The sequence below is a fragment of the Pseudalkalibacillus sp. R45 genome, assembly GCF_052246725.1.
Taxonomy (GTDB): Bacteria; Bacillota; Bacilli; order Bacillales; family Fictibacillaceae; genus Pseudalkalibacillus.
In genome coordinates, this window is the sequence record NZ_JBQQCL010000004.1 from 211,339 (window position 1) to 234,918 (window position 23,580).

The 23,580-nt window shown below is 43.4% G+C and carries 22 protein-coding genes and 1 other annotated feature; all 22 genes read right to left on the minus strand.

Annotation, left to right across the window (positions count from 1 at the left end):
* Positions 1–24: 24 nt before the first annotated feature.
* Positions 25–660 carry an orotate phosphoribosyltransferase gene (gene pyrE, locus ACTWQL_RS10310; RefSeq protein WP_443142358.1) on the minus strand — a complete coding sequence of 212 codons (636 nt, stop codon included), beginning with the start codon at positions 658–660 and terminating at the stop codon, positions 25–27.
* On the minus strand, positions 641–1,363 hold the full coding sequence (pyrF, locus tag ACTWQL_RS10315; RefSeq protein ID WP_443142359.1) for an orotidine-5'-phosphate decarboxylase: 723 nt from the start codon (positions 1,361–1,363) through the stop codon (positions 641–643). The genes pyrE and pyrF overlap by 20 nt, the downstream gene beginning before the upstream one ends.
* Positions 1,336–2,274, minus strand: coding sequence for a dihydroorotate dehydrogenase (locus ACTWQL_RS10320; protein ID WP_443142360.1), 939 nt, complete (start codon positions 2,272–2,274; stop codon positions 1,336–1,338). Before ACTWQL_RS10320 ends, pyrF begins: the two co-directional genes overlap by 28 nt.
* Positions 2,271–3,047 carry a dihydroorotate dehydrogenase electron transfer subunit gene (locus ACTWQL_RS10325; protein WP_443142361.1) on the minus strand — a complete coding sequence of 259 codons (777 nt, stop codon included), beginning with the start codon at positions 3,045–3,047 and terminating at the stop codon, positions 2,271–2,273. Before ACTWQL_RS10325 ends, ACTWQL_RS10320 begins: the two co-directional genes overlap by 4 nt.
* A complete protein-coding gene (gene carB / locus ACTWQL_RS10330; RefSeq protein WP_443142362.1) occupies positions 3,044–6,253 on the minus strand; it encodes a carbamoyl-phosphate synthase large subunit in 3,210 nt (1,069 codons plus the stop codon). Before carB ends, ACTWQL_RS10325 begins: the two co-directional genes overlap by 4 nt.
* Positions 6,238–7,338: a carbamoyl phosphate synthase small subunit gene (locus tag ACTWQL_RS10335; RefSeq protein WP_443142363.1), complete on the minus strand. Its 1,101-nt coding sequence runs from the start codon at positions 7,336–7,338 to the stop codon at positions 6,238–6,240. The genes carB and ACTWQL_RS10335 overlap by 16 nt, the downstream gene beginning before the upstream one ends.
* Positions 7,335–8,621 (minus strand): dihydroorotase, encoded by a 1,287-nt coding sequence (locus tag ACTWQL_RS10340; RefSeq protein ID WP_443142364.1) that lies wholly within the window; start codon positions 8,619–8,621, stop codon positions 7,335–7,337. Before ACTWQL_RS10340 ends, ACTWQL_RS10335 begins: the two co-directional genes overlap by 4 nt.
* On the minus strand, positions 8,605–9,519 hold the full coding sequence (locus tag ACTWQL_RS10345) for an aspartate carbamoyltransferase catalytic subunit (protein WP_443142365.1): 915 nt from the start codon (positions 9,517–9,519) through the stop codon (positions 8,605–8,607). The genes ACTWQL_RS10340 and ACTWQL_RS10345 overlap by 17 nt, the downstream gene beginning before the upstream one ends.
* A 218-nt stretch (positions 9,520–9,737) precedes the next feature.
* Positions 9,738–11,072: a solute carrier family 23 protein gene (locus ACTWQL_RS10350; RefSeq protein WP_443142366.1), complete on the minus strand. Its 1,335-nt coding sequence runs from the start codon at positions 11,070–11,072 to the stop codon at positions 9,738–9,740.
* Positions 11,073–11,230: 158 nt separating this feature from the next.
* Positions 11,231–11,770 (minus strand): bifunctional pyr operon transcriptional regulator/uracil phosphoribosyltransferase PyrR, encoded by a 540-nt coding sequence (pyrR, locus tag ACTWQL_RS10355; RefSeq protein WP_443142367.1) that lies wholly within the window; start codon positions 11,768–11,770, stop codon positions 11,231–11,233.
* Positions 11,771–12,173: 403 nt separating this feature from the next.
* Positions 12,174–13,085 carry an RluA family pseudouridine synthase gene (locus tag ACTWQL_RS10360; RefSeq protein WP_443142368.1) on the minus strand — a complete coding sequence of 304 codons (912 nt, stop codon included), beginning with the start codon at positions 13,083–13,085 and terminating at the stop codon, positions 12,174–12,176.
* A gap of 3 nt (positions 13,086–13,088) precedes the next feature.
* On the minus strand, positions 13,089–13,550 hold the full coding sequence (gene lspA / locus ACTWQL_RS10365; protein ID WP_443142369.1) for a signal peptidase II: 462 nt from the start codon (positions 13,548–13,550) through the stop codon (positions 13,089–13,091).
* A 119-nt stretch (positions 13,551–13,669) separates the two neighbouring features.
* Positions 13,670–14,347: a TraR/DksA C4-type zinc finger protein gene (locus ACTWQL_RS10370; protein WP_443142370.1), complete on the minus strand. Its 678-nt coding sequence runs from the start codon at positions 14,345–14,347 to the stop codon at positions 13,670–13,672.
* Between the two features lie 480 nt (positions 14,348–14,827).
* Positions 14,828–17,590, minus strand: coding sequence for an isoleucine--tRNA ligase (gene ileS, locus ACTWQL_RS10375; protein ID WP_443142371.1), 2,763 nt, complete (start codon positions 17,588–17,590; stop codon positions 14,828–14,830).
* Positions 17,591–17,862: 272 nt separating this feature from the next.
* Positions 17,863–18,085 (minus strand) — a binding site (T-box leader).
* Between the two features lie 42 nt (positions 18,086–18,127).
* Positions 18,128–18,652 carry a DivIVA domain-containing protein gene (locus tag ACTWQL_RS10380; protein WP_261132708.1) on the minus strand — a complete coding sequence of 175 codons (525 nt, stop codon included), beginning with the start codon at positions 18,650–18,652 and terminating at the stop codon, positions 18,128–18,130.
* Between the two features lie 68 nt (positions 18,653–18,720).
* Complete coding sequence (locus ACTWQL_RS10385; protein ID WP_443142372.1) at positions 18,721–19,500, minus strand: YlmH family RNA-binding protein; 780 nt, start codon at positions 19,498–19,500, stop codon at positions 18,721–18,723.
* Positions 19,501–19,509: 9 nt separating this feature from the next.
* Complete coding sequence (locus ACTWQL_RS10390; protein WP_221564122.1) at positions 19,510–19,764, minus strand: YggT family protein; 255 nt, start codon at positions 19,762–19,764, stop codon at positions 19,510–19,512.
* Positions 19,765–19,789: 25 nt separating this feature from the next.
* On the minus strand, positions 19,790–20,218 hold the full coding sequence (locus ACTWQL_RS10395; RefSeq protein ID WP_443142373.1) for a cell division protein SepF: 429 nt from the start codon (positions 20,216–20,218) through the stop codon (positions 19,790–19,792).
* Between the two features lie 12 nt (positions 20,219–20,230).
* A complete protein-coding gene (locus ACTWQL_RS10400; RefSeq protein ID WP_443142443.1) occupies positions 20,231–20,908 on the minus strand; it encodes a YggS family pyridoxal phosphate-dependent enzyme in 678 nt (225 codons plus the stop codon).
* 18 nt (positions 20,909–20,926) lie between these two features.
* Positions 20,927–21,751 carry a peptidoglycan editing factor PgeF gene (gene pgeF, locus ACTWQL_RS10405; RefSeq protein ID WP_443142374.1) on the minus strand — a complete coding sequence of 275 codons (825 nt, stop codon included), beginning with the start codon at positions 21,749–21,751 and terminating at the stop codon, positions 20,927–20,929.
* A 103-nt stretch (positions 21,752–21,854) separates the two neighbouring features.
* On the minus strand, positions 21,855–22,142 hold the full coding sequence (locus ACTWQL_RS10410) for a YlmC/YmxH family sporulation protein (protein WP_261132703.1): 288 nt from the start codon (positions 22,140–22,142) through the stop codon (positions 21,855–21,857).
* A 242-nt stretch (positions 22,143–22,384) separates the two neighbouring features.
* Positions 22,385–23,167, minus strand: coding sequence for an RNA polymerase sporulation sigma factor SigG (gene sigG / locus ACTWQL_RS10415; RefSeq protein ID WP_221564112.1), 783 nt, complete (start codon positions 23,165–23,167; stop codon positions 22,385–22,387).
* Between the last annotated feature and the right edge of the window lie 413 nt (positions 23,168–23,580).

The following is a 23,580-nucleotide window of genomic DNA, read 5'->3' on the forward strand; positions in this document are numbered from 1 at the left end:
AACAGACTTCACTCCAGATCGATTTTATTTTGAAGCCACGTTCGACCAGGATTCAGGATTATTACACCACTCATTCAACTGGTTGATCGAGTCGTTTGAAATGTCCCCTTCTTCTGCGGCTACATGTACTAATGTACTAAAATCAGAGAGGGTTTGCACGTCCAATGATCGAGCTGCAAATGCCTCTTTCCCTTTTTGCAATTCATAGGTGAAAATTGCCGCGCATCCAAGAACACGAGCTCCATCCTCTTCTAAAGCATCCACTGCGTTGAGGACACTGCCTCCTGTAGAAATCAAATCTTCAATCACAACGACATTGGAACCTTCAGAGAGCTTCCCTTCAATCCGCTTACCTTTACCGTGTGCTTTTGCCTTGGATCGGACATACACCATCGGAAGATTCATCCGATCAGCAACCAATGCAGCATGGGGAATGCCTGCTGTTGCCGTTCCTGCGATGACTTCAACATCTGGATAATACTTTTTAATCAATTCAACAAATGCATCAGCGATCTTGGAACGGATTTCAGGATGAGAAATGATCAGACGGTTATCACAATAGATAGGTGATTTCATTCCGGAAGACCATGTAAATGGCTCTTTCGGACTTAACGTTACTGCTTCTATGCCTAGTAGATACTTAGCTACCTGGTGTTTCATAAGTAATCCCCCATTCATTTTCGATTTTTCGGTATGTTTGAAGTGGATCAGCAGATGTCGTGACCGTTCGGCCGATGACGATGAAATCACTCCCTAGCTCTCTCGCACGAGCAGGAGTCGCTACCCGTTTCTGATCATTTTTCTGATCCGAGAACAAACGGATTCCCGGTGTGACCGTTAAAAATGATTTGCCGCATTTTTCCTTGATGAGTGGTACTTCCAAAGGTGAGCACACCACACCGTCAAGACTAGCGTTTTGTACATTTTCAGCTAGTCCAATGACCGATTTCTCAATTGAACCAGGGATATTCAGCTCTTCATTCATCATTGTTGTGGAACTGCTTGTAAGTTGTGTGACAGCGACACATTTCGGACGTCCGCTTCGACTTCCTTCCACTAATCCTTCGATGGCACCGATCATCATTTCAGATCCGCCCATCGCATGGACGTTGACAAGATCGACATCAAGCTTCGCCAATCCCCTCATCGCTTTGCGTACTGTATTGGGGATATCATGCAGCTTCAAATCCAGGAAGATGGCGTGCCCTTGGTCCTTCAACATCCGGATCAGATCAGGTCCTTCTTGATAAAATAGTTCCATTCCGACTTTAACGAATAATTGCTCATCTTGAAATGAGTCAAGAAATGTCCGGACTTTTTCCTTCGATTCGAAATCTAACGCGATAATGATGGGCTGTAGCAAGACTTCCAGCTCCTTCCGACCAACTCATTGATATGTCCAATCTTCATTTCTGTCAATTTCTCTTCCAGCTCTGCAATGATTTCCGGGCAAATGAATGGGTTGACGAAATTAGCTGTCCCGACCGCCACTGCACTTGCGCCTGCTAAAAAGTACTCAAGGACATCATCAGCAGATGTCACCCCGCCCATACCGATGATCGGAATCGATACACGCTGGCTGACCTCATAAATCATCCTGATCGCTACTGGTTTGATTGCAGGGCCAGATAATCCACCGGTACGATTAGAAATGACAGGTTTTTCTGTCTTCAAGTCGATACGCATCCCGAGCAAGGTGTTGATCATTGCTAATCCATCGGCACCAGCTGCTTCGACGGCTTGAGCAATTTCAGCTATGTCCGTCACATTTGGAGAGAGTTTTACATAGACGGGTACTTCTGACACTTTCTTCACTGCTCTTGTCAGTTCTGCTGCAACCTCTGGATTAGTCCCAAATGAAATCCCGCCTTCTTTTACATTAGGGCACGAAATGTTCAACTCTAGTGCTGTCACATTCGGGGATTTGGAAACGGTCCGGGCAACAGTAACATAATCTTCTGTGGTAGTTCCTGCGACATTTGCAAGTATCGGGACATCATAGTCCGCTAAAAAAGGCAACTCTTCAGAAACCACTTTTTCAAGACCTGGGTTCTGTAAACCGATTGCGTTCAGCATACCACCAGGCGTTTCAGCTACCCGTGGAGTCGGATTCCCAAAACGAGGTTCATCTGTTGTCGCTTTAATGACGATTGCCCCCAACTGGCTCAAGTCATACAGCTTCGAAAACTCTCTTCCGAACCCGAAGCACCCGGAAGCGGGCATGATTGGATTTTTCATCGTTAAACCAGGCAATTGAATATCGAATTTACTCACAGTTGAATCACCCCTTGTGGAAACACTGGTCCATCCGAACAAACTTTTCGATATGCGTGACCAGTCGGATCATCCTTTACATTACACACGCAAGCAAAACAAGCTCCGATGCCGCAGCCCATCCTCTCTTCAAGTGAGAAGTAGGCACGCCGTGGATTCATTTGCTCCTCGACCGCTTTCAACATTGGGGTCGGTCCGCATGAATAAAGCACGTCATACGATGGTTGTGCTTGTTTAATATAATCTGTTACAAATCCCTGATATCCTAGTGTTCCATCAATTGTCGTGACCGCGGTTCTCCCAAGTTGTTCGAATTCGTCAACATAAAAGGCATCCTTGTTCGAAGCAAAGCCAAGGACATGGATTACACGGATGTTACGTTCCACCAGCTTCTTGGAGAGATAATAGAGGGGAGGAACCCCTATGCCACCCCCTACTAGCAATGCCGTTTCGCCTTCCTGAACAGCATCTAAAGGGAAACCATTTCCTAATGGTCCCAATACATCCAATTGGTCTCCCTTTCTTTTTTTCGCCAATAGCTGAGTACCCTCCCCCTCTGCGCGATATAAAATTGTACAATGCTTGCGGTCAAGGTCAACATCGCAGATACTGATCGGTCTTCTGAGCAGCGGCATATACTGCTCACCGACTCTGATATGCAAGAACTGTCCGGGATCTACCATCTCAGAAACCATTTCACCTTCAAAGGTCAACACATAGATCTTGTCCGCGATTCGTTCCTGGTGGATGACTTTGGTCAACTCTTTCCTCAAGCAAGTACACCTGCCTTTCTCTTTTCAAAGGATGGCATTTGATTAGCTGAAAAGGTCATTGACTCGACTACATTCAAAATTGCTTTTACCGTATCGAAAGAAGTCAAGCAGACAGCTCCATTTTCAACGGCTTCTCTTCGAATCCTGAAACCGTCTCTTGCAGGCTGTTTCCCTTTCGTCAACGTATTGACCACAAACTGTACTTCTCCTTGCTGGATCCGGTCAAGCAAACTTGGGCTGCCCTCTTGGATCTTATTGACGACGGTGACCGGGATTTTGTGCTCTCTGATGAAGTTTGCAGTACCTTCTGTAGCAAGGATCTGATAACCGATATCATAGAAACGCTGGACGAGTGATAATCCTTCCTCTTTGTCTTTATCCGCAATCGTGAACAATACGGAGCCGAATGTTGGAATCTTCATGCCAGAAGCGATCAAGCCTTTATACAGTGCTTTTTCCAGCGTACGGTCACGTCCCATTACTTCACCTGTCGATTTCATTTCAGGCCCGAGCGTGATATCTACACGGCGTAACTTCGCAAATGAAAAGACAGGAACCTTGACGAAAACATCCGCAGGCTCAGGGTGATAGCCTGTTTCATATCCTAGTTGTACCAAGCTCTCTCCCAAAATCGCCTTTGTTGCTAGGTTCGCCATCGGGACGCCCGTGATTTTACTTAGGAACGGTACTGTCCTGCTTGATCTAGGATTCACTTCAAGCACGTATAGCTCATCTTTACATATGACATATTGGATGTTCAGCAATCCGACGATTTTCAAGCCTCTAGCAAGCTTGGTCGTACATTCGATGATCTGTTCTTTCATTTGTTCTGAAATGGTTTGCGACGGATATACGGCGATTGAATCTCCTGAATGAACCCCTGCTCGTTCGATGTGTTCCATGATCCCAGGGATGTAGACTGTCTCACCATCTGAAATAGCATCGACTTCAATCTCTTTCCCGAATAGATAGCGGTCGATCAAAACCGGATGTTCTGGATTGATTTTCACTGCGTTTTCCATATATTGAAGGAGTTCATTTTCTTGATAGACGATTTCCATCGCTCGTCCCCCAAGTACATATGACGGTCTGACTAATACGGGATAACCGATGTCTTTCGCGATCTGAACTGCCCCTTCTACAGATGTCGCTGTTTTCCCAGGAGGCTGCGGGATATCAAGATTCTGCAACGTTCGCTCAAATTTATCACGGTCTTCAGCTCGATCCATATCTTCCAGGCTTGTTCCGAGTATTTCCACCCCTCTTTTGCTCAGCTCGGATGCAAGATTGATAGCTGTTTGCCCACCGAATTGGACGACAACTCCGAGCGGATTTTCCTGACGGACCACATGCATGACATCTTCAACCGTCAATGGCTCGAAATAAAGCTTGTCAGAAGTACTGAAGTCAGTGGAGACAGTTTCAGGGTTGTTGTTGATGATGATCGCTTCATATCCTGCCTCTTGGATCGCCCAAACAGTATGGACCGTAGCATAGTCGAATTCGATTCCTTGCCCGATTCTGATAGGCCCGGATCCTAAAACTAAAACACTCTTTTTCTTGCTTTCCTCAACTTCATTTTCCTGACCATATGTTCCGTAGTAATAAGGCGTAGCCGAATCGAACTCCGCCGCACATGTATCCACCATCTTATAGATTGGCATCAACTGATTCTCTTCTCGCTTTTGGTACACTTCAAGTTCCGTCATATCCCAAAGCTTTGCAATTGTTTTGTCAGAGAATCCTCTATGTTTTGCCATCTTCAATAGTTCAAAATCATTGGGGTTTGCTGTCAATGCTTTTTCAATCTCGGTGATGTACTTCAACTTAGATAAAAAGAATGGATCGATTTTCGTCCACTCGTTGATGGACTCGATTGGTACATCAGAACGAAGTGCTTCTGTGACATTATAAATCCTTTGGTCATCCGTTTTCTTAAGGATCTCCTTCCAGTCCGTCACAGTGGCTGGATCGGTCGAACTATGCAGATGATAGATGTCTGTCTCGAGTGAACGAACTGCCTTAAGCAATGATTCCTCAAAATTCCTTCCGATCGCCATGACTTCACCAGTGGCTTTCATCTGTGTACCCAATGTACGGTTCGCTGCCTCGAATTTGTCGAACGGCCATCTCGGGATTTTAGTGACGACATAATCCAGTGCAGGTTCGAAAGAGGCATACGTTCTTCCAGTGACTGGGTTTTTCAGTTCATCCAGCGAATAACCGACAGCAATCTTCGCTGCTAACTTTGCAATCGGGTAGCCCGTCGCTTTAGAAGCGAGGGCGGATGATCGACTGACACGCGGGTTCACTTCGATGATGTAATAATCCGAGCTGTGCGGGTCAAGAGCGAGTTGAACATTACATCCGCCCTCGATTTCAAGTGCCCGGATGATTTTCAAACTTGCATTCCGAAGCATCTGATATTCACGATCGCTGAGTGTTTGACTCGGAGCCACGACGAATGAATCTCCTGTATGAACACCTACTGGATCGATATTCTCCATATTACATACGACAATTGCGCCGTCGTTTCCATCTCTCATGACCTCATATTCGATTTCCTTGTAACCTGCAATACTTTTTTCCAGTAACACTTGGGAAACAGGGCTGTATTTCAATCCGCTCGATACGAATTCATTCAATTCAGCTTCATTACTGGCAATCCCTCCTCCAGTACCTCCGAGGGTGTATGCCGGTCTGATGATCACTGGGTAGCCGATTTTCTTGACGAATTCTTTAGCTTCAGGAAGAGAACGGATGATTTCGCTTTCCGGAATCGGTTCATTCAATTCATTCATCAATGTTCTGAATAGATCCCGGTCTTCAGCTTGTTGGATTGAATGCAAATTCGTTCCAAGCAGCTCTACCCCATATTCTTCTAAAATACCTGCATCATGAAGTTCAACTGCAAGGTTCAATCCGGTTTGGCCCCCTAATGTTGCAAGAACGCCATCAGGTTTTTCTTTACGTATGATCCTGCTGACAAAATCGACAGTCAGTGGTTCGATGTATACTTTATCTGCCATTGTCGTATCGGTCATGATCGTCGCAGGATTCGAATTCACAAGTATGACTTCGTATCCTTCTTCTTTCAACGCCTGACAAGCCTGTGTTCCCGCATAATCAAATTCTGCTGCCTGACCGATCACGATCGGTCCAGAACCGATGACAAGGATTTTTTCAATATCTATACGTTTTGGCATACTTGATTCCCCGCTTTCTTCGATGTCTGCATCATAGAAATGAATTGTTCAAACAAATCATTCGAGTCATTCGGACCTGGTGAGGCTTCTGGGTGGAACTGAACACTGAACGCCGGTTGGGAATTATGGCGATATCCTTCGATCGTTTCATCGTTGATTGCGACATGTGTGACAATCAGATCCGTTTCTTCAATACCGGTTGGGTCGACTGTGTAGCCGTGGTTTTGTGAAGTTATCATGACCTTTCCTGTCTCCAGATCCTTCACAGGGTGATTGACACCCCGATGTCCGAATTTCATTTTGATGGTCTTTACACCACATGCTAGTCCGAGTAACTGATGTCCAAGGCAAATTCCGAAGACAGGGACTTTTCCAAGGATATTCTTGACCATTTCGATCGCCTCCGGCACATCTGTCGGATCCCCAGGACCATTGCTGAGCATCACCCCGTCAGGTTGCAGCCTCAGGATTTCATCTGCACTTATGTTATAAGGAACGACAGTGACATTACATCCACGCTCAATCAATTCTCTTAAGATACCTCGCTTCGCTCCGAAATCCACCAGGACGACACGCTTCCCTCTGCCAGGAAGAGTGTATGGCGTATGCGTAGAAACCTTCTTTACCTGATCTCTCGGTAAAGACTTCCGAGCCAGTTCCTCCGTAACGTGACCGACATCCGCATCCATTGCAGCAATTTTTCCCTTCAACGTTCCGTGTATGCGGATTTTACGTGTCAATGCCCGGGTATCTATATCTGTTATTCCAGGTATGTCTTTTACTTTCAATAGCTCATCGAATGTACTTGTCGATTGCCAATGATTTGGTTCAATCGCTGCTTCGCTTACGATTATTCCTGCAGCGGCGGGATCGATTGATTCGAAGTCTTCATGGTTGATGCCGTAATTTCCGATCAAAGGATATGTGAACGTGATAATTTGGTCACAATAAGATGGATCAGAAAGCGTTTCTTGATAACCTGTCATTCCAGTGGTGAAAACAACTTCTCCAACAGACTCACGCAAACTCCCAATTCCAATGCCTTCAAAGGTACTTCCATCTTCCAAAATCAATTGTCGTTTCATGGTGTGAACACACTCCCGTTCTTATATGCTATTTTTCCTGCGACTAATGTGAGGACCGGCCAGCCGTTACAAATTCGATCTTTAAATGGTGTGTTTCTTCCTTTCGACGCAAAGTTTTCAACAAGTATCGGACTTTCATGATCCAAATCGAGGACGACAAGATCTGCTGGTGCTCCCTCTTCAATTCGTCCGTATGGTAAACCGAAACTTTTTGAAGGCTCCCTCGTCATCCGACTGATCAGGAAGTCGAGGTCACATATACCAGGTTTCACTAAATACGTGTACAATAGCGGGAACGCAGTTTCTAAGCCGACGATTCCGAATGGAGCCCGTTCGATGCCGACAGACTTTTCCTCCTCCGTATGCGGGGCATGGTCGGTTGCAATGAAATCGATTGTTCCATCCAGCAGCCCTTCAATCAATGCGTCACGATCTTCTTCCCCACGAAGAGGCGGGTTCATTTTGAAATGAGGTGATTGATCCACGATGTCATTTTCACATAGTAATAGATGATGAGGGGTCACTTCAGCCGTCACATTAATTCCGGCTTTCTTTGCATCGCGCACGACCCGGACAGACTCTTTCGTACTGATATGGCATACGTGATAGTGGACCCCTGCCGCTTCTGCAAGAAGGACATCTCTTGCAATTTGTACACTTTCACACACAGATGGGATACCATCCAGACCGTTCGCTTTAGAATATTCTCCCTCATGGACACAGCCGTTATGGATGAGTGAATTTTCCTCACAATGAGCGACGATCGCCATATCCAGTGCAGCTGCTCGTTGCATCGCCTGCAGCATTTTATCTGCGTTTTGTATCCCGACGCCATCATCGGTAAAAGCGAATGCGCCTTCTTCCTTCAATGTTTCAAAATCGACAAGTTCTTCTCCAATCTGGCGGACTGTAATTGAAGCATAAGGGAGGACCCTAGTGCTCGCTGTTTCTTTAATCCGTTTCTGTAAATTCATCATCGTGGTTTGGGTGTCTGGGACAGGACGTGTATTTGGCATAGCTGCAATTGTAGTGAATCCGCCTCTGGCGGCAGCTTTCGTCCCCGTCTCAATCGTCTCTTTATGCTCTCCACCAGGTTCTCGCAGATGTACATGCAAATCCACAAAACCAGGTGCCAAAAGTTGGCCATCGACATCGATGGTCTTATGCTCTTCCTCATCGATATTTGGACGGATTTCTTGAATTTTCGAATCGATGATCAATACATCTTGCAATTTTCGGCTATCCTTATTCCACACACGAGCGTTTTTAAGTAAGATTCCCATAGCTTACTTCCTCCTCTATTTGTAATGCCCAGTGCAGGGCGGCCATCCGTATTGCTACTCCGTTCGTCATCTGCTTGAAGATTCTTGAACGAGTACCTTCAACCAGTTCATCCGCAATTTCCACTCCTCTATTTACCGGCGCTGGATGCAGGATGATACTTTGATCTTTCATCAGCGTTTCTCTTTCGATCGTCAAACCGTATTGACTATGGTACTCCTCTTTGGATAAGTCCATCATTTGCTCATGTCGTTCGTGCTGGATCCTCAGCATCATCACAACATCTGCTTCTGCAACTGCTTGATCCATCGGCACATACTTTCCGTTTGGAAGATCATAATCAAACCATTGTTCCGGTCCTGAGAAGATGACCTTAGCGCCCATTTTCGAAAGCAAGGTTGCATTGGATCGTGCTACACGACTATGTCTCAAGTCACCGATGATCGCGACTGTCAAGCCTTGTAAGACGATGAATTCCTGTCGGATCGTGAGTAAATCCAACAACGATTGTGTTGGATGATTCCCGCATCCATCCCCAGCGTTCAGAATCGGAATCGTTATATCTTTAAGTTCTTCGTAAAAGTGATCCTGAGGATGGCGGATGACAACCGCATTCGCTCCGATTGCTTCAAGCGTCCGGACTGTGTCATATAATGACTCACCCTTCAATACACTCGAAAACTGCGATTCGAAATCCAATACTTGCAGACCCAGCCTCTTTTCCGCTACTTCAAAACTGAACTTCGTACGCGTACTCGGTTCATAAAATAAATTCCCCACAAATTTCGGTTCACTCTGACTTACACCTTTGAAGTCTTTGTCTACATAGTATTGAGCCCTATGTAGAATTTCATCGATCGCACTCGTTTGTAAAGCGTCGATTGTAAGTAGATGATTCACCCAAAACACGCTCCTTAACTCTTTATATATTGGCTTCAGCAAAAAACTTCAGGATTTATCAAAGCCATATTCTAAAAAAAACACGCCTTATTCATTGTTAAAGGCGTGTTGGAAGGGATGCTCCAAGTGAAGACATTTATTGTCTTTTACCCTAGGGAGCAATCCCTCACACCCACCCTTTTGAGTCTCACGGGACTAAGTTTAAAAGATGGTCATTCTCATGCTACAGAGTCATTTTGAGTTGTCTTGGTTTCATTGATTTCAGAGAAAATCTTAGAATTATGAACGTCCTTATCCCTTCCCGGTATGACCAGGTTGAGGATGATTCCTGTTATAGTAGCCAATGCCATGCTTGCGACCTGGAACTCTTCTGTCACTTCAATGGTTGCTCCTCCAACACCGAGGACGAGTATGACAGACGAAATGACAAGATTCCGTTTATCCCCAAGATCCACATTGTTATCGATCAGCATTCTCAATCCTGAGGATGCGATGATACCGAATAATAGGATAGAGACGCCTCCCATGACAGGTGCAGGGATGGTGCCGATCAAGGCTGAAATTTTCCCGACGAATCCGAACATGATTGCCAGGACTGCCGCCCCCCCTACCACAAATACACTGAATACTCTTGTGATTGCTAGTACGCCAATGTTTTCTCCGTATGTTGTATTTGGAGGTCCACCTAAGAATGAAGCAATTATCGTAGCCACGCCATCACCCAGAATCGAGCGATGAAGACCGGGCTTTTCGATGAAGTTTTTCCCCACGACTTTACTTAGGACCATCTGATCCCCGATATGCTCTGTGATCGTCACTGCTGCAATCGGTACCATGATCAGTGCGATCTGCCAGGAGAAGGATGGTGTGTAGGTGACGAATGGTACCATCAAGTCAGGCATTTGGATCCATTGAGCTTCACGAACTGGTGCAAGATCGATCAATCCAATGAAGTATGAGTATGCATAACCGCCGAAAATTCCTACCAGAACAGGAATCAGACTGAAAAATCCTCTCAGAAAAACCGCGGTTACAATCGTGATTCCAAGTGTCACAAGCGCTGCTGAAAAATGGATCAGGCTATACTCTTTCGGATCAGACCCAGGAACGTACATCGCCATATCAATCGCAGTCGTCGCAAGACCTAGTCCAATGACGATGATGACAGGACCTACCACAATCGGTGGAAAGATCTGCAGCAGCCACTTGATACCCAGGCTACGGATTAACAATGCAACGATTCCGTAAACAAGACCCGCTAAGAAGCTCCCGACCATGACTGCTTCTAATCCACCGAGAGACTTGGCTAAAAGGATCGGCATGATGAAAGCGAATGATGAGCCGAGATAGGCAGGAATCTTGCCTTTTGTTATGATCAGATACGCCAACGTACCCAGTCCGCTTGAAATGAGAGCGACTGAAGGACTCAATCCTACTAAGAATGGGACGAGGATCGTCGCTCCGAACATCGCAAACAAATGCTGTATACTCAATGTCAGCCATTTACCTGGCTTTGGTATTTCTCGAATTCCAACAGATTCTTGCTGTTTCATTTTTACATCCTCCTCATGGTATGAGGCCCATAAAAAACCTCTCTGCAGGCGCAAAGAGGTTGGATGAAATGCGGAGCAAGGTACAGTTCTCCCTTTGTCTAACCGCTCATTTCATTCCCCTTTGCCAGCCTCACGGGACTGACTTAAAAGGGCCATTTTTAGTTTTTTTGTATGATCACTTGCTCTACTTCATCAACTTCTGTCAAATCGACACTGATGATTTCTTCTTTTGATGTTGGTACATTTTTGCCGACATAATCTGGACGTATTGGGAGTTCACGGTGTCCACGATCAATCAGGACAGCAAGCTGTATTTGGGACGGTCTCCCCAAATCCATGAGTGCATCCATCGCGGCTCTTACTGTGCGGCCTGTATACAAGACATCGTCGACTAAAATCACTGTTTTATTGGTGACATCAATCGGGATATCAGTTCCTTTTAGCATCGGTTCGTCATTATCTGTCTTTTTCGTGAGATCATCCCGGTACAAGGTGATGTCGATTTCCCCTTTACTTACCTTTTCACCTTCGATTTGTTCAATCCGGTCACTCAGCCTTTCAGCCAAGTAAACGCCTCTCGTTTTGATACCGACAAGAACAAGGTTTTCTGTTCCTTTGTTCCGTTCTAAAATCTCATGGGCAATTCGTGTTAGTGCTCGTTTGATCGCTTGTTGATCGAGCAGTACAGTTTGCTCCATTCCCACACCCCCAGTTTTCGTGAACCTTATGACCCGGTAAGGTTAGTTGTATTTTTGTCTGGCTCTGTTTTTGATGATTTCTACTACGAAATTCACTCTCTTTCCGCGGGCGATCCGCAAGCCTCCTCCCGTGTTCCTCGCTCCGGGGTCTCACTTGGCTTGCTTTTCCTGCAGGAGTGTCGCAAATTTCGCTTCAAATCAACAAATTCCTTTAACAGAACTTTTTCATTAAAAAACCTCTCACCGCAATGGGTGAGAGGGTATAGTTGTACCTGAAAGCATCAAGAAGACACTTTTCTCCTGATACCTAACCGTTTACCTTCTCAGCCTCACGGGACTGATCTTAAAGGTTCTTATTTCATTGTTGAACTGATTATCTCAAAGCGACCTCTGCCTGTCAAGCTTAATTTCGACGAAGTTCATCCAAAAGCTTCTGCATGTCATCTGGAAGTTCAGATGTGAACTCCATATTCTTTTCAGTCTTTGGATGGACGAAGCCCAACGTTTTCGCATGCAAGGCCTGACCATCAATCGGAAGCGTCTTCTTTGGTCCATATTTCGGATCCCCTGCTACCGGAAAATCGATATAATTCATATGGACACGGATTTGATGGGTCCGTCCAGTTTCTAAAATACATTCCACAAACGTATAACGGCTGAATCGTTCAAGTACATTGAAATGTGTGACAGCGTCCTTGCTGTTCGTATCCGTCACCGTCATTTTTTGCCGATCATGCTTATCTCTTCCGATTGGTGCATCGATCGTCCCTTTGTTATGAGGGATGACGCCATGCACAATCGTTTCATATTTACGAGTTGTCGTTTTTGCTTTCATCTGAGCGCCTAAATGTTTATGAGCCGTATCATTTTTTGCGACAACCAATAGACCTGAAGTATCTTTATCAATCCGGTGTACGATGCCAGGGCGGAGAACGCCGTTTATACCTGAAAGATCTTTGCAATGAGCCATCAGACCGTTCACGAGAGTACCTGTCAAGTGTCCAGGAGCAGGGTGCACGACCATACCTCTTGGTTTATTGACGACAAGCAAATCTTCATCTTCGTAAACAATATCAAGAGACATTTCTTCTGGTACCACTTCAAGCTCAACTGGATCAGGAATATCGATGACGATTTCATCACCATCTTGGCATTTATAATTCGCTTTGACCGATTCCCCATTCACTTTCACTCGGTTTTCTTTGATCCATTGCTGGACTTGTGACCGTGATGTATCTTCATGTTGAGTAGAAATGATTTTATCTACCCGTTCACGTATATGATCTTCAGTCACCTTTATATAAACTTGCTCCATGTTTTAATTCTCCTTCTGTGTTCTGCTTTCCAGTAAAAAGGCAAGCGCAATCATTCCGACACCAATCACAAGCGAGGAATCCGCAATATTGAAAATCGGAAAATCATAGTTGATGATGTAAAAGTCGAGAAAATCTACGACTTCCCCTCGAAATAGGCGATCGAGGAAATTACCGATCGCGCCTCCAAGAATAAGACCTAATGATGTACTTAACAAAACATTCCCTTTTGCTTCAGTATGTAGATAATAGATTACAGCTATGATGACGATGATTGTGACGATGATAAAGAGCCACATCTGTCCTTGTAATATACCGAAAGCCGCTCCCCGGTTCCGATGCGAATGCAGATAGAAGAACTCATTGATGATCGTAATTTGTTCCCCCAACTCCATCCTTGTGACAATGAGCCATTTCGTAATTTGATCAACTATCAATACAAAAATCGCTAGAGCATAATAGCGCATGTTTACCCCACCTTCGTTTCTACCCGTTAAATTTTAGCATATCGAAGGTGCTTTCACAACGAGATTTCTTATATGTCAACCTTCATCATTTGAAGATTGAAAAAAGAACAGCCTTCAGCTTAAGGCTGTTCATCCTCTAATTGATCCTGTTCGTTTATGAATTCATCGTATTCCACATTACGTTCAAAATTCACGTTATCAGCCCCTCTGTAGCCTTCGATATCTGTTGAAACGAATTGTTCATATTCTTCCACATACTCGGTATTGTCTTCTTCATCTACAATCGAAGAGCCTTCATATGTCATGCTATTCTCGTTGAAGGAGGCGACTTCGTAATAAACATTGGGCTGGTTGAATTCATTATCATCATGCTCTGAATAATACTTGTCTTCCATTTCAGTAAGTGCCTCTTCTTCAACCGGTCTGTCTTTGGATATCTCCTGGTTGGGCGAAGCATCTTTAACTGTCCTTGAAGTAGGAAGTGCTTCTAGTCTTTCCATAGGGATCTCTTTTCCAGTCGCTTCACAAATTCCATATGTCCCTTCTTCCATCTGATTCAATGAGTACTCGATATCCGACAGTTCTTCCTTCAGATGCCCGTTCAATGCGATGTCTTTTTCACGCTCAAAAAGTTCCGTACCCGAGTCAGCTGGGTGGTTGTCATATTGAGAAAGCTCGCCTGATGAAGTATCACTGGCAAAGCCACGATTTAAACCGTAATGGTCATTCTGTTCAAATTCATGCAATATCTCTTGTTTCCTTTGTTCGAGTTGTCTTTTCAGATGTTCATATTTCATGACGAAACTTCCTTCCTATTGCATAGTAATTATAGTTTGACCAGAGTCTTACATTTTACAACAGGAAGTTTGCATTAAATGGTGGATCCTTCATAGAGCACTTACAACCCATTTTTGCGTTCTAAGTGTCTTATAAAACCTTTATGAAGTACTTACAACCCTTTTTTTTATTCAAAGCGTCTTATGAAGCCTTCATGAAGCACTTTTACGAGTTCTGAGGGTGCGATAGCGAGAAAGAACTTAAGATCAAGCATTCAGAAGGCGGTTCTGAGGGTGTGAGGAGGAGAGAAGAAACAAGATCAAGCACTCAAAAGGCGGTTCTAAGGGTCTGATGTGGAGAGAAGAAACAAGATCAAGCACTCAGAAAAGGATCCTTAGAGTACACTTAAACTTGCGGATCAACCGCTGAAAAGGCGTGATTTTACCAACAAAAAAAGAAAGCCTGCTCTTATTTTAAATCAGAGCTGGCCATCATTCTTTTTATTGATAATTCTCTGTAACCACAGTGGCACAGCGTGCACAAAGGGCAGGATGTTCTTCATTTTGACCGACAGTCGGCGTTACAGTCCAGCAGCGTTCACAAGTTTCTCCTTCTGCTGCTTTTACAACAACCCCTAACAGATCATATACATCAGCATGTTCAGGAGCTTGACCTTTATCTCCTGCTACAGCTGCATGTGATACGATGAAGAATTTATCCAGATCACCCGCATTGATCAATAGCTCTTTTGCTTTTGCATTCGGGTAGAGCTCGATGGATGCTGCAAGTGACTTACCGATTTCTTTTTTGTTACGTGCATTTTCTAATGCTTTCAATACTTCATCACGGATATCCAGCATTTGATCCCATTTCTTCAACATTTCCTCAGCATTCTGATACTTGTTGGCTTCAGGAATCATCGTAAGCTGTACGCTTTCTTCCTTTTCCCCTGGGATGTACTGCCACACTTCATCTGCTGTATGAGGGATGATCGGCGTGACAAGTTGTGTAAGAGCGACAACACTGTCATACAAGACAGTCTGCATTGAACGACGTTTATGATCATCCTCAGCTTCGATATACAACGTATCCTTCGCCAAGTCAAGATAGAAAGAGCTCAATTCGATCGTACAGAAGTTATGGATCGCATTATATACAGATGAGAATTGATAATCATCATATGCATCCTTCACTCGTTCTACCAGCTGATTCATTTTGACCAGCATGTATTGATCAAGTTCGTTCATATCTTCATATGCTACACGATGCTTCGCTGGGTCGAATCCATTCAAGTTTCCGAGCATGAAGCGGAGCGTATTACGGATTTTACGATAAACTTCTGATACTTGTTTAAGGATATCATCCGAAACACGTACGTCTGCTTGGTAATCGACTGAAGAAACCCAAAGACGGATGATGTCTGCTCCAAGCTGCTTCATAACTTTCATCGGATCGATGACATTCCCGAGAGATTTACTCATTTTTTTTCCTTCACCATCGAGTACGAAACCATGCGTGATGATCGTTTTGTATGGTGATTTACCTGTGACGGCAACACTTGTTGATAAGGAAGAATTGAACCAACCTCGATATTGGTCTGTACCTTCAAGGTATACGTCAGCAGGGCGTTGTAATTCAGCACGTTCATTTAAAACACTTTGATGGGAAGAGCCGGAATCGAACCAGACATCCATGATATCCGTCTCTTTCGTAAATTCACCATTCGGACTATGCTCTGATTCGAAGCCTTCAGGAAGAAGATCCTTTGCATCCCATTCGAACCACACATTAGAGCCATGTTCGCGGAACAGGTTGGAAACATGTTCGATTGTTTCCGGTGTAATGATCGGTTCTCCATCTTCTCCATAAAAGACCGGAATCGGTACTCCCCACGCTCTTTGTCGCGAAATACACCAATCATCGCGATCCTTCACCATATTGTGTAGTCTTGTTTCGCCCCAATGAGGATACCATTTGACGTCCTTGATTTCTGAAAGGATCTGGTCCTTGATTTTATCAATAGAAGCAAACCATTGGTCAGTCACTCTGAAAATGATCGGTTTCTTCGTTCTCCAGTCATGTGGATAGGAGTGTGTGATGAATTCTAATTTCAGTAATGCGCCAGACACCTGTAACTTCTCTGTAATCGGTTTATTGGCATCATCGTAGAACATTCCCTCAAAGCCTGGTGCTTCTTCAGTCATAACCCCTTTATCATCGACAGGGCAAAGGATGCCGAGTCCGTAACGTTTTCCAACTTTAAAGTCATCTTCCCCGTGTCCTGGAGCAGTGTGGACACAACCAGTACCTGAATCGGTGGTAACATGGTCACTCAGCATCATCAACGAATCCCGGTCATAAAAAGGATGCTGCGCAACAACCTGATCAAGCTCCGTGCCTTTTAACTGCTTCAATACATTTGGAGACTCCCATTCCAATACCTCTGCCAATTCGTCAAGTAGATCTTCTGCGACGAGATATTTTTCCCCGCCAGTTTCAACGACAACATAATTGTAATCCGGATGAACGGCAATACCCAGGTTAGCAGGAATCGTCCAAGGGGTAGTCGTCCAGATGATTACAGATACATCTTCATCGACAACACCTTTACCGTCCTTGATTTTAAATCCGACATAAATGGAAGGGGAACGTTTATCCTTATACTCGATCTCCGCTTCCGCAAAAGCTGATTCAGATGAAGGGGACCAGTAGACCGGTTTTTTCCCTTTATAGATCAAGCCTCTGTTTGCCATTTCCCCAAAGACTTTGATCTGTTCGGCTTCGTATTCTTTATTCAACGTGATATATGGATTATTCCAATCGCCGCGCACCCCAAGACGTTTGAACTGTGCTTTTTGCAATTCAACCTGCTCAAGTGCATATTTCGCACACATTTTGCGGAATTCAGCGATCGTATGTTTCTTGCGATCTACTTTCTTTTTCTTAGCTAGCGCAGTTTCGATCGGCAGTCCATGTGTATCCCAACCAGGAACATATGGTGCGTTGAAACCGTTCATTGATTTGTATCGTACGATGATATCTTTCAGGACTTTATTTTCTGCGTGTCCGAGATGGATATTATCGTTAGCATATGGAGGTCCGTCGTGCAAAATGAATTTGGGCTGATCTTTCGTTTTCTCTAGCACTTTTTCATAAATCTTCTGTTCTTCCCAGTTCTCCTGAATGTTCGGTTCCTTGTTCGGAAGACCGCCACGCATCGGGAAATCAGTTTTTGGCATTAATAACGTATCTTTGTAATTCATATATCCAACCTGCCTTTCAAAAGGTTCTTTTTCTTAAGATTTGATCATGATAGTTGATTTCTTTAAAATCAACAAAGAAGTTCAACAAAGCCTTTTCATAATCTCCATCACTGAGCAAGCGTTCACTTTAACTGATGAAAATAGTTGATACTCTCATAAGTATAAAAAAAACTTGGCAAAGACACGCTTAAACGAAGGCTGAGCCACAGTTGCACTTATACTGAAGAAAGTATTTATACTTTCATTAAGTATAAAAAAACCTTCTCATCCCAGATAGGGACGAGAAGGTTGACTCGCGGTACCACCCTAATAGCTGTATGTACATTGTTGATACAAGCCACTTAGCATCCTTAACGCGGATGAAACGCCAGTGCTTACTGAAATTCAGCACGGAACTCCGGGGTGATTTTCCTTACAGACTCTTTATCGGGCTCACACCATTCCCGATTCGCTTAGAAAGATAACTGATTGTACTGTCCCCATCTCAGTAGGAATATGCTCCTGTCATCAAAGTATACCGAATTTAAAATTACTACGTCAAGTTATGTTTGCTTTTTCTGACTCTGATTCCTCAAGTTGATGCTGTTCATTCTCATCTTCAGGAGGCATCAGATGATCCCAATCTTCGTTCTTCAACATTTCCAGCTGTGCTTCTATCAGCATACGGAAACGGGTACGATAAACGGAAGATTGCTTCTTCAATTCTTCAATATCGAGCATTATTTTTCTAGACTTAGACAATGCTTCATTAATGATTCGATCAGCATTCTTCTCTGCTTCTTTTACAATCAAACGGGCTTCTTTATTTGCGTTACGCTTTACTTCCTCACCCGTTTCTTGTGCAACGACGATTGACTTATTCAGTGTTTCTTCAATGTTCGTAAAATAGGAAAGCTTCTCTTCCATTTTCGCTAACTGTTCCTGTAGGTCTTTCTTTTCACGAATGACCCCTTCATAATCTTTGATAACCTGATCTAAAAATTCGTTTACTTCATCTTCATCATATCCTCGAAACCCACGATTAAACTCTTTATTATGAATATCCAATGGTGTTAAAGGCATGACGCCACCCCCGTATCGATGTCTTTACTTTCTTTCATTTTCGACATAATCAATGACAAATCCTTCTCTTATTTGGAATTTTTTGTACCAAATGTTACTTTCCACTTTCCTTTTTTGCTCTTACCATCAACAGAAATGAGTTTCGCTCGGCCTAAACCTCGCACAGAAAGATGATCACCTTCCTCCAAAATGCTTGAAGGTTGCTCGACGATTTTCCAATTCAACTTTACCTTTTTGTTCGTTATGTAAGGTACTACCTTTGACCGTGATAGACGAAATACTTCCGACAACACAACATCCAACCTCAACGAACTTACCGTGCTCGATGCTGTATTCCATTCATCAGGTTTTCCGATCAATTTTTCAGGAGAGATGATCTTGGCACTTACAGATGTCTTCCCTACCGAATTGAAGTTCAAACGGACATAATCAGCAACCTCACTGGCGATGATGAGTTGGAATTTGGATTCACCCATCAAAATATCACCGAACTTCTTCCGTTTCAGACCTAAGTTCATTAGAGCACCGAGAACATCTGAATGATGTAATGTAACGAATTTTGATGGATAATTCGCTTCAAGACATTCTATTTCAAAATCTTCGTCTTGAGGTTCATAATAAATGGGGTACAACAAGGCTCTTGAACGTTCTATACCTTGGTACCCCTTCCAAATTTGAAAATGGACTTCATCATTTGATCCAAGAATGGATTTTATAATGTGCTGCTCTCGCGGATCCAGGAAATCCGTGACTTTTACCCGATATTGGTCAAGTACGATTTTTCGCCATTCCAATACTTGATCTATGAAAGGCTGTTCTTCTGGTCTGTAATGATCATATATCGACATTTCTGACACCTACAGGTAATCGAATAATGCACGGACACCGATTTCAGCGAAGAAAAGCGCAAACAATGCTGCAATCGGGGACAAATCAATCATTCCAAGTGGTGGGATGATTTTTCTGAATTGAGAGAGAAATGGTTCACAAATCGATCCTAAAAATTGACCGAATGACGATTCTCTCGCGTTCGGGACCCAGGACATGAAAATATAAATGATAATCAACCATCGGTAAGCTCCAATTGCAAATATTAGGATATCTTCTAGCATTCTCTATTACCACCCTTTTAAGCTTCTATTCTTCCCCAGTCATTTCAGATATTGCACCTGAAACGTCTACATTATCCGGGGTACACATGAATGTGTTTGGACCAAGTTTCTGTATATCTCCACCGATGGCATATACCGTGCCACTGAGAAAATCGACAATACGTTTCGCCTGATCGAGGGGAATTCTCTGTAGATTCATCACAACAGCTCTTCTGTTTTTTAACTGATCTGCGATTTCTTGTGCCTCCGAGTATGTCCTCGGTTCGATCAGGACCACTTTCACTTGTTGTTGAACACTTTGTAAACTGACGATATTCTGGCTTTTCTGATCTCGACGCGAGCGACTCATCGGTTCAACCTCTTCACCTTCAGATTGTTCAACCTCATAAACTTCATCTTCATATAAATCTTCATCAAATGCAAAAAAATTCTTCAACCTTGATTTAATTCCCATGGAGAGCCCTCCTCAAAATTCTTTTCCAACTAGCGATGTACCGATACGTACAAAGGTAGCGCCTTCTTCTACGGCAATCTTATAGTCATTTGACATTCCCATGGATAGCTCAGTGCAAGGTGCGTGGGAAAGGCCTAATGCTTGTACTTCTTCTTTCAGAACCCGCATCGTACGAAAAATATTCCGCAGCCTTTCTTCATCAGATATGAATGGAGCCATCGTCATTAAACCTACTACTTCAACATTTTCATATTTTGCAACATTTTTGATGAATGCAACAACTTCTTCGGGATCCAAACCATGCTTCGACTCTTCCCCTGAAGCATTCACCTGGGCAAAACATTTGATCTTGCGGTTAGTTCTCTTGTTGATTTCCTTCACCAGTGACATACGGTCTAAGGAGTGAATATAATCGACCTGATCAATAATCGATTTGACTTTACGGGATTGTAGAGTACCTATGAAATGCCATTGGACATCTCCACTGACGTGTTCATATTTATGTAAAAAGCCTCCATCTCGATTCTCACCAAGATGTTTGATTCCAGCTTCAACCGCTTTTTGAGTCGTTTCGACACTGACATATTTCGTCACTGCAATGATCGATACCTTTTCAGGATCTCGATTTGTTTTCTGGCAAGCTTCTGCTATGTCGTCTTTGATCATTTGTAAGTTATTTGAAATAGTCAATCGTACTTTGAGCACCTCCTATTGCTCCACCATGATGAAACCTAACATTCTTCCAGTTGTTCCATTCTCTTTTCGATGTGAAAAAAATCGGTCTACGTTGCAACTTGTGCAAAGTTTCGTCAAATGAACATTCTTTTCAGGAACGCCTGCTTTCATAAGAAGCTGTTTATTCAATCGTTGAAGATCCAATTGGTACTTAGAATTTCCCTTCGCAGTATAAGGTCTAGGATCCTCATCATCTAAAGAGTCATCAACTTGAGTGATGACATGCTTGTCAACCTCATAACAACATCCCTGAATAGACGGTCCTACAAAGACATGGATTGAATCGACAGCTACCTCTTCGTTAGTAACCCATGTTCCAACCATCTTAGCGGCAATACCTTTCACTGAACCTTTCCACCCAGCATGTGCAACACCAACGATATCGGATTCTTCTGACAAGAAAAAAACCGGTACACAATCGGCGTAGGCTAAGGCAAGGACAAGGCCACTTTCCCTTGTATATAATCCATCCATCCCTATGATTCCCGATTCAAGGGATTTTGAACCCTTGCCCTTGTCAGTTTGTTCAACTTTACAAATGTCGCTTCCATGGACTTGGTCAGCAAACACCCACTGCTCCAACTGAGTGTCGATAGCTTCCGCCAGACGCCTTCTGTTATCGATGACGTCGTGATCTACATCTTTTACGTGCAAGCCTAAATTCAAAGATTGAAATGGTCCTTGACTCACTCCGCCATGCCTTGTTGAAAAGCCTGCCGTCACCTTATTAGTGGTGAAATTCCGCAGTTCTTTAATTTTGTAATACATCTCATGTCCAAGTGTAAAAGGATCCGACATTGTCAACCCTCCAACAATTATCGTGTGTATTGCTGTCGATATCATGATTAGCTCTTCTTATTTTATCACAAGTTGTTGAATAGTTGGAGAATACGTTGTTCATTTAATTCTTCGAAGAATGTTGGAAGCCTTGCGGAGCCAATTCATTGCCTGATTGGTCTTCGAACCTTACTAGAATGACGTCTTTTCCAATTTTGACAATATCCCTCCACGGTATGATGATATCATTTTCTTTACGCATGAACCCCATCATCCTCCCTGCCCCCGGGATAACGATCGCTTCGATTTTTCCGGAATTCAAATTGATTTCAAGGTCCGCTATATGACCAAGTTTTCGTCCGTTCGATACATTGACAACATCCTTGACCTGGAACTCGGAAATTTTTATCACAATAATCGCCCCTGACTTATGTTTTTGATTTGTGCTTTGTCAAACTTAATTGGTGATATCTGCGAAGCTCTGGCAAATACAGAATGGTTCCTCGAAAAAGCAACTATTTTTCCTACAACAATGCCTTTGTATATACAGCGTAATGTCGTACAAACAACGCTTCTCTATAAAATATATGACAAGTGGATATAAAATGAACAAAAAAAGAAGCCGACTTGTATATGATCGGCTTCACTTGCTATTCAACTACTTTGGATGCTTTTGTTCATTTGGTTGATTGCTGCTTTTTCCAGACGAGAAACTTGTGCTTGAGATATTCCGATTTCGTCCGCTACTTCCATTTGGGTTTTACCCTGGAAAAACCTCATCGTCAAAATCAACTTTTCCCTTTGATTCAATCTCGTCATCGCTTCGCGCAGTGCAATTTCCTCAATCCACTGATAATCTTTCTGTTTGTCATCACTGATCTGATCCATGACATAGATCGGTTCGCCACCGTCATTATAGATCGGTTCAAACAATGAAACAGGATCTTGAATCGCATCGAGGGCAAAAACGACTTCTTCTTTTGTAACTCCTAGTTCACGGGCAATTTCCGTCGGGTTCGGCTCGCGGGATTCCTTACTGACAATCTTATCACGGACTTGTAAAGCTTTATAAGCGATATCACGCAAGGATCTCGAAACACGTATCGGATTGTTGTCACGTAAGTACCTTCTAATTTCACCGATGATCATCGGTACCGCATAGGTTGAGAATTTGACATTTTGACCTAAATCGAAATTATCGATTGATTTCATCAAGCCGATACAACCGACTTGAAATAAGTCATCGACATATTCTCCCCGATTGTTGAATCGTTGGATTACACTAAGGACCAACCTTAGATTCCCATTCACAAGTTTTTCTCTTGCTGACAAATCTCCATTCTGCATTTCTTTGAATAAAACTCTCATTTCAGGGTTTTTCAAAACTGGAAGCTTAGATGTATCTACTCCACAAATTTCTACCTTATTTCGTGTCATATCTTCCCCTCCAATTGGGAGTTACTGTCAAATTAAAGTATCTCCTGAGGAGGAAAATTTATGCACAAGCTTAAAAATTATCGATCCGCAATTCGATGTATTCTCTACAAATGATTGTCATTACAAGGGTTATCTTTTTTTTAGAATTTTAACAGCCAAAAAGAAAGAACTTACCGGTGACATCGATAAGTTCTTTCTTTTTGGCTGTTTTCGCAAACTTTGTTGCTCTTGCACTTAAAGAAAGTATAAAATACTTTCTTCAGTATAAGGGCAACTAAGGCTCGACCTACAAAAGGCTTGGTCTCGCCAAGTTTTCTTTAAAAGTCGTTGATTTCCGTTCCAGGATTCTCGCTTTCCGCGGGGCGTGCGGTGAGCCCACTCGTTGCCTTGCGACCTCAGGAGTCTCCTTTTCT

Excerpts from the sequence above, each read along its gene's own strand:
- ACTWQL_RS10380 (WP_261132708.1), bottom strand. The coding sequence starts at position 18,652 with ATGCCTTTAACACCATTGGATATTCATAATAAAGAGTTTAATCGTGGG.
- ACTWQL_RS10390 (WP_221564122.1), bottom strand. The coding sequence starts at position 19,764 with ATGCTAGAAGATATCCTAATATTTGCAATTGGAGCTTACCGATGGTTG.
- ACTWQL_RS10370 (WP_443142370.1), bottom strand. The coding sequence starts at position 14,347 with ATGAAATATGAACATCTGAAAAGACAACTCGAACAAAGGAAACAAGAG.
- ACTWQL_RS10360 (WP_443142368.1), bottom strand. The coding sequence starts at position 13,085 with ATGGAGCAAGTTTATATAAAGGTGACTGAAGATCATATACGTGAACGG.
- pgeF (WP_443142374.1), bottom strand. The coding sequence starts at position 21,751 with ATGTCGGATCCTTTTACACTTGGACATGAGATGTATTACAAAATTAAA.
- lspA (WP_443142369.1), bottom strand. The coding sequence starts at position 13,550 with ATGCGCTATTATGCTCTAGCGATTTTTGTATTGATAGTTGATCAAATT.
- ileS (WP_443142371.1), bottom strand. The coding sequence starts at position 17,590 with ATGAATTACAAAGATACGTTATTAATGCCAAAAACTGATTTCCCGATG.
- pyrE (WP_443142358.1), bottom strand. The coding sequence starts at position 660 with ATGAAACACCAGGTAGCTAAGTATCTACTAGGCATAGAAGCAGTAACG.
- pyrR (WP_443142367.1), bottom strand. The coding sequence starts at position 11,770 with ATGGAGCAAACTGTACTGCTCGATCAACAAGCGATCAAACGAGCACTA.
- ACTWQL_RS10385 (WP_443142372.1), bottom strand. The coding sequence starts at position 19,500 with ATGTCGATATATGATCATTACAGACCAGAAGAACAGCCTTTCATAGAT.
- sigG (WP_221564112.1), bottom strand. The coding sequence starts at position 23,167 with ATGACACGAAATAAGGTAGAAATTTGTGGAGTAGATACATCTAAGCTT.
- ACTWQL_RS10335 (WP_443142363.1), bottom strand. The coding sequence starts at position 7,338 with ATGAAACGACAATTGATTTTGGAAGATGGAAGTACCTTTGAAGGCATT.
- ACTWQL_RS10350 (WP_443142366.1), bottom strand. The coding sequence starts at position 11,072 with ATGAAACAGCAAGAATCTGTTGGAATTCGAGAAATACCAAAGCCAGGT.
- carB (WP_443142362.1), bottom strand. The coding sequence starts at position 6,253 with ATGCCAAAACGTATAGATATTGAAAAAATCCTTGTCATCGGTTCTGGA.
- ACTWQL_RS10340 (WP_443142364.1), bottom strand. The coding sequence starts at position 8,621 with ATGGGAATCTTACTTAAAAACGCTCGTGTGTGGAATAAGGATAGCCGA.
- ACTWQL_RS10395 (WP_443142373.1), bottom strand. The coding sequence starts at position 20,218 with ATGGGAATTAAATCAAGGTTGAAGAATTTTTTTGCATTTGATGAAGAT.